We start from the raw sequence: 6,000 nt of genomic DNA on the forward strand, positions 1-6,000 counted from the left end.
AGGCTTTGACCGGGATTTCAGCAGTGTGCATAGGACCCGGCACGGCGACGGTGCTCTACTCGGAGAATGACGGACACGGCGGACACGTACACGACGCTGAGCGGGGTGGGCGAGAGCGCCAGGCGGCCGGACGCCACGCTGAAGGTGACGGGCGAGTTCGCCTACGCCTCCGACCTGTGGATCGACGGCATGGCGTGGGGCGCGACGCTGCGCAGCCCGCACCCGTCGGCGTGGATCCGCTCGATCGACGCCGGCCCCGCGCTGAAGATCGCCGGCGTGCACGCGGTGCTCACCCACGAGGACGTCCCCGGCGAGAAGTTCTACGGCCTGGACCACAAGGACCAGCCGGTGCTGGCCGTCGACCAGGTGCGCTACCAGGGGGAGCCGGTGGCGCTGGTGGCCGCCGACCATCCCGAGACGGCACGCCGGGCGGCCGCGGCGATCATGGTCGAGTACGAGGTCGGCATGCAGGACCAGGCGTTCCTCGGCCCGGAGGCGGGCCTGGCGATCCCGGCCGAGGACGGCGGCGTGGACCTGTTCGTCGCCACGCAGTGGCTGCACGTGGACCGCGACCAGCTCGCCCCCTGCCTGGGCCTGCCGCCGGAGAAGGTACGGCTGACGCTGTCGGGCGTGGGCGGCGCCTTCGGCGCCCGCGAGGACCTGTCGATGCAGGTGCACGCCTGCATGCTGGCGCTGCGCCTCGGCCGCCCGGTCAAGATGAGCTACGGCCGCGAGGAGTCGTTCTTCGGGCACGTGCACCGCCATCCGGCCCGGATGCGCTACGAGCACGGCGCGACCAGGGACGGCCGGCTCGTCTACGTCAAGGCGGACATCCTGCTGGACGGCGGCGCGTACTGCTCCTCCTCCCCCGCCGTGGTGGGCAACGCGGCCTCGCTGGGCGTGGGCCCGTACGAGGTGCCGAACGTGGACGTCGTCGCGACCGGCGTCTACACCAACAACCCGCCGTGCGGCGCGATGCGCGGCTTCGGCGCGGTGCAGGCGTGCTACGCCTACGAGTCGCAGATGGACCGGCTGGCCGAGGCGTGCGGGCTGTCGCCGGTGGAGATCCGGGTGCGCAACGCGGTGACGCGGGGCTCGCGGCTCATCACCGGCCAGCTCATCGACTCCCCCGCGCCGCTGGCGGACATGCTGCGCGACCTGGAGGCCATGCCGCTGCCCGGCGGGCGGCAGGACGGGGACCTGCGGGCGCTGCCGGGCGGGGTGTCCCAGACGACGCACGGCGAGTCGGTGCGGCGCGGCGTCGGCTACGGGGTCGGGATCAAGAACATCTGCTTCTCCGAGGGCTTCGACGACTACTCGACGGCCCGGGTGCGCGCCGAGCTGGTGAACGGCGAGCCGCACGTGACCGTGCACACCGCGGCCGCCGAGGTGGGCCAGGGGCTGGTGACGGTGCAGGCCCAGATCGCCCGGACGGAGCTGGGCATCGCCGACGTCACGGTGGCGACGGCGGACACCTCGGTGGGCTCGGCGGGGTCGTCGTCGGCGTCGCGGCAGTCGTACGTGACCGGCGGCGCGGTGCGGGCGGCCTGCGAGGCCGTGCGCGCGCGGTTCGGCGGGCTGCCCGCGCGGGAGGCGCTGGAGCGGTACGGGCCGATCGAGGAGACCCGCGAGTACCGGCACCGGCCGACGTACCCGATGGACCCGGTGACCGGGCAGGGCGACTCGCACACGCAGCTCGCGCTGTGCGTGCATCGGGCCGTGGTGGACGTGGACGTGGAGCTGGGCCTGGTCAAGGTCGTGGAGCTGGCGGCGGTGCAGGACGTCGGCCGGGTGCTCAACCCGCAGGCGCTGGAGGGCCAGATCCACGGCGGCTCGGCGCAGGGGCTCGGGCTGGCGCTGATGGAGGAGATCCGGGTACGGGACGGCGTGGTGGCCAATCCGTCGTTCACCGACTACCTCATCCCCACGATCCTCGACATGCCGCCCATGCAACTGAAAATCCTGGAAAATCCGGACCCGGCGGCTCCGTACGGGCTGCGTGGCGCGGGCGAGCCCCCGACCCTGTCCTCGACCCCGGCCGTCGCGGCGGCCGTGCGGGCGGCGACCGGGCTCCGGTTGACGCGCGTTCCGATCAGGCCGGAAGATATCGCCTTGTCTGACGAAAAGGGGGCCTGACGCGAAGGGTCGGGTCTGACGGGGAGGTACGTGATGACGAGCGCGCGCGAGGCCGCCGAGGCCGAGTTCCGCCGGTTCGACACCGACGGCGACGGTCTGCTGACCGCCGAAGAGATCCGCAGCGCCAACGAGGCGCTGGGCGGGCAGGGCGCGACCGAGAGCGAGATCGAGGCGTTCATCAGCTCCGCCGACCGCGACGGCGACGGCACGATCGGCCTGGAGGAGTTCGTCGGGCTGGTCGGCCACGGCAGGCACGAGAAGGCGTGATCTGGTCCGGAGCCGGGTAGGCAACGGGCACTCCCCCTGATCACAAAGGGGGGAAGGCGTGCTCGACCGGCTCTTCGAGCTGACCCGGCGCGAGACCACGGTCGGCCGCGAGGTGCGTGGCGGGATCACCACCTTCATGGCCATGGCGTACATCATCCTGCTCAACCCGATCATCCTGGCCGGGGCGAAGGACGTCACGGGCGCCCAGCTCTCCATCGTGCAGCTGACCACCAGCACCGCGCTGGCGGCGGCGATCTCGACGCTGCTCATGGCGTTCGTCGGCAACGCGCCCTTCGGCCTGGCCGCCGGGCTGGGGCTCAACGCGGTCGTCGCCTACCAGGCCGCCCCCCACATGACGTGGCGCGAGGCGATGGGCCTGGTGGTGCTCGGCGGCTTCGTGATCATCCTGCTGGCCGTGACCGGTCTGCGCACCCTGATCATGAACGCCATCCCGCTCGCGCTCAAGCACGCCATCAGCGTCGGCATCGGGCTGTTCGTCGCGCTCATCGGCCTGGTGGACGCCGGGTTCGTGGCCACGGGCTCGGGCACGCCCGTGCAGCTCGGCGCCACCGGCCATCTGACGGGCTGGCCGGTCGTGATGTTCTGCTTCGGCCTGCTGCTGATGATCGCCCTGTACGCCCGCCGCACCCCGGCCGCCATCCTCATCAGCATCGTGGTGACCGCGGCCCTGTCGGTCCTGGTGAACTCCGTGGCCACCGTCGATCCCCGGTCGTGGGGCGTGGTGACGCCGCGGGTGCCCGAGTCGCTGGTCGCCGCGCCGGACTTCGGGCTGGTGGGGCAGTTCGACCTGTTCGGCGGGTTCGCCAGGGCGGGGGCGCTGAGCGCGGCCGTCGTGCTGTTCACGCTCGTCCTGTCGGGCTTCTTCGACGCGATGGGCACCATCATCGGCGTCAGCGACGAGGCCGGCCTGGTGGACCGGGCCGGCCAGGTGCCGCGGCTCGGCCGCATCCTGACCGTGGACGGGGTCGCCGGCATGGTGGGCGGCTCGGTCAGCGCCTCGGCGAACACCGTGTTCGTGGAGTCGGCGGCGGGCGTCGGCGAGGGCGCGCGCACCGGCCTGGCCAGCGTGGCGACCGGGGCGCTGCTCGGGCTGACGCTGCTGTTCACGCCGCTCGCCGGCGTGGTGCCCGCCGCGGCCGCCGCTCCCGCGCTGGTGCTGGTCGGGGCGCTGATGATGATGCAGAGCAGGAACGTGCCCTGGCAGGACGTGGACGTCGCCATCCCGGCGTTCCTCACCATCGCGCTGATGCCGTTCACGTACTCGATCACCAACGGGGTCGGCGCGGGCGTCATCTCCTACACCCTGATCAAGGCGGCCAGGGGCCGGTTCGCCGAGATCCCGTGGCTGCTGTGGGTGGTGTCGCTGGTGTTCCTCGCCTACTTCGCGATCGACTGGCTGGAGCGGCTTTTCGCCTGATCAGCCCAGGTCGCCGCTGTTGCAGGCGACGCCGTTGCGGTCGGTGTCGGGATACCAGAAGTATTCCGCGTGGGAGTCCTTGGAGTAGGGGCCGTAGCCGTGCGCCACGGCCTCCTTGCAGGAGGCGTAGCGCGGGTCCTCGCCGCCGGTGCCGGAGGCGGGGCTCGTGACGCCGGGAGAGGTCGCGGCGCCCGGCTGCGTCCCCGACGAGGCGGGCGGGGTCGCGGGCGGAGTGGTCGGCGGGGTCGCGCCGGGGTCGGTCCCGGGGTTCGTGCCGGTGCCAGGGTCGGTGCCGGGGTCGGTGCCCGGCGGGGAGGCGGCGGGCGAGGCGCCCGCGGACGGGCCGAGCAGCCGCGCGGTCAGGGCGTCGGCCTCCTCCTTGGTGAACCCGGCGATGCGCAGGCTGTCGCCGTTCATCGGCTCGGTCACGACGGGCGCGGCCACCACCGTCTTGGGCTGCTCCGGCTCGGCGGGGGCGAGCACGACGGCGAGCTGCCGCTGGTCGGGCTCCAGCTCGTCGACGAGCTCGACCAGCTTGTCCTTGAACCCGGCGGCGACGGCGATGCGGACGGAGTATTGGCCGTCCTTCTCCCTGATCGGCTCGATGCGCTGCACCGACAGGACGGTGACGCCGTCCTCAAGGAGGTAGCAGGTGCGCTGCTCCTCGTCGAGCACGGCCTGCTCGCCCGGGCACGGCGCGGGCTTGGTGTCCTTGACCGGGGCGAAGTGCAGCGGCACCGCCAGCCTGACCGGCGGGGCGCCGCCGAGCAGCGGCTGGTCGGGGTTCTTGGTCATCAGGACCGCGACGGTGCCGAGCACGCCGGCCACGAGCACCACCAGCACGAGCGAGACGATCAGCACGATGGTGGTGAGTCTGCTGGCCTGCGGCTCCTCCGGATCCGCGGGGGGCTGCGCTTCCGGCTTGTCCATCGATGACGTTCCCATCCTGACGTTCGGGCCGCGGAGAGCCTATCGAGGACCGGCCGGGGCAAGGTAATCATGACGGATCGCGGATTGACCGCAAAATCGGCGCGGACGGAAGGCGATCGATGAAGATCGGTGTTCCCGTAGAGGTCAAGAACAGCGAATACCGGGTGGCGCTGACGCCGGCGGGCGTGCACGAGTTCGTCCGCCACGGCCACCAGGTCCACGTCGAGCGCGGCGCCGGCGAGGGGTCGGCGATCCCCGACGCCGACTTCGCCGCGGCGGGCGCGGTCATCGTCCCGGAGGCCGACGAGGTGTGGGGCGCGGCCGACCTGGTGCTGAAGGTCAAGGAGCCGGTCGCCGAGGAGTACCACCGGCTGCGCAAGGGCCTGGTGCTGTTCACCTACCTCCACCTGGCCGCCTCCCGGCCGTGCACGCGGGCGCTCCTGGACTCGGGGTGCACGGCGGTCGCGTACGAGACCGTCCAGACCGCGAACGGCGCGCTGCCGCTGCTGGCCCCCATGTCGGAGGTCGCGGGCCGGCTGGCGCCGCAGGTCGGCGCCTACCACCTGATGCGCTCGGCGGGCGGCCGGGGCGTGCTGATGGGCGGCGTGTCCGGCGTGCACGCGGCGCACGTCGTCGTCATCGGGGCGGGCGTGTCCGGCATGAACGCCGCCGCCATCGCCCTCGGCATGCAGGCCGAGGTGCTGCTGCTGGACAGCAACATCGACAAGCTGCGCCAGGCCGACCTCATCTACCAGGGTCACTGCCAGACGGTCGCGTCGAACACGCTGGAGATCGAGCGGGCGGTGACGGAGGCCGACCTGGTGATCGGCGCGGTGCTGGTGCCCGGCGCGAAGGCGCCCAAGCTGGTGACCAACGACCTGGTCGCGCGGATGAAGCCGGGCTCGGTGCTGGTGGACATCTCGATCGACCAGGGCGGCTGCTTCGAGGACTCCCGGCCGACGACGCACGAGGAGCCGACCTACCGGGTGCACCGGTCGCTGTTCTACTGCGTGGCCAACATGCCGGGGGCGGTGCCGCACACCTCGACGTTCGCGCTGACCAACGTCACGTTGCCGTACGCGCTGGCCATCGCCGACCTCGGCTGGCGGCGGGCCATGCGCGAGGACCCGGCGCTGGCCCGCGGCCTGAGCACGCACGAGGGGCAGCTGACCAGCGAGCCCGTGGCCGAGGCGCACGAGCTGGAATGGACGCCGGCCCGGGACGGGCTC

General features: G+C 72.5%; 5 protein-coding genes. 4 read left to right on the top strand and 1 reads right to left on the bottom strand.

Annotated elements, in window-relative coordinates; all coding sequences use genetic code 11:
• Window positions 1-66: 66 nt before the first annotated feature.
• From ACBR40_RS25595 to ACBR40_RS25605, 3 genes are read left to right on the top strand one after another with little or no spacing between them, the layout of a single operon-like run.
• Window positions 67-2,136 carry a molybdopterin cofactor-binding domain-containing protein gene (locus tag ACBR40_RS25595; protein WP_371250371.1) on the top strand — a complete coding sequence of 690 codons (2,070 nt, stop codon included), beginning with the start codon at window positions 67-69 and terminating at the stop codon, window positions 2,134-2,136.
• A gap of 33 nt (window positions 2,137-2,169) precedes the next feature.
• Window positions 2,170-2,403, top strand: a complete 234-nt coding sequence (locus ACBR40_RS25600; RefSeq protein ID WP_344214427.1) for an EF-hand domain-containing protein — start codon at window positions 2,170-2,172, stop codon at window positions 2,401-2,403.
• Between the two features lie 58 nt (window positions 2,404-2,461).
• Entirely contained in the window at window positions 2,462-3,841 is a 1,380-nt protein-coding gene (locus tag ACBR40_RS25605) for an NCS2 family permease (RefSeq protein ID WP_344214425.1), read from the top strand.
• Here ACBR40_RS25605 and ACBR40_RS25610 read toward each other — a convergent pair whose 3' ends face one another.
• On the bottom strand, window positions 3,842-4,771 hold the full coding sequence (locus ACBR40_RS25610) for an excalibur calcium-binding domain-containing protein (protein ID WP_371250372.1): 930 nt from the start codon (window positions 4,769-4,771) through the stop codon (window positions 3,842-3,844).
• Window positions 4,772-4,890: 119 nt separating this feature from the next.
• Between ACBR40_RS25610 and ald the strand changes: the two genes are divergently transcribed.
• Window positions 4,891-6,000 (top strand): alanine dehydrogenase (ald, locus tag ACBR40_RS25615; RefSeq protein ID WP_371250373.1); only part of this gene is annotated, 1,110 nt, incomplete at its 3' end.

It is taken from the genome of Nonomuraea sp. AD125B (assembly GCF_041402765.1).
In the GTDB taxonomy this organism is placed as follows: domain Bacteria; phylum Actinomycetota; class Actinomycetes; order Streptosporangiales; family Streptosporangiaceae; genus Nonomuraea; species Nonomuraea bangladeshensis.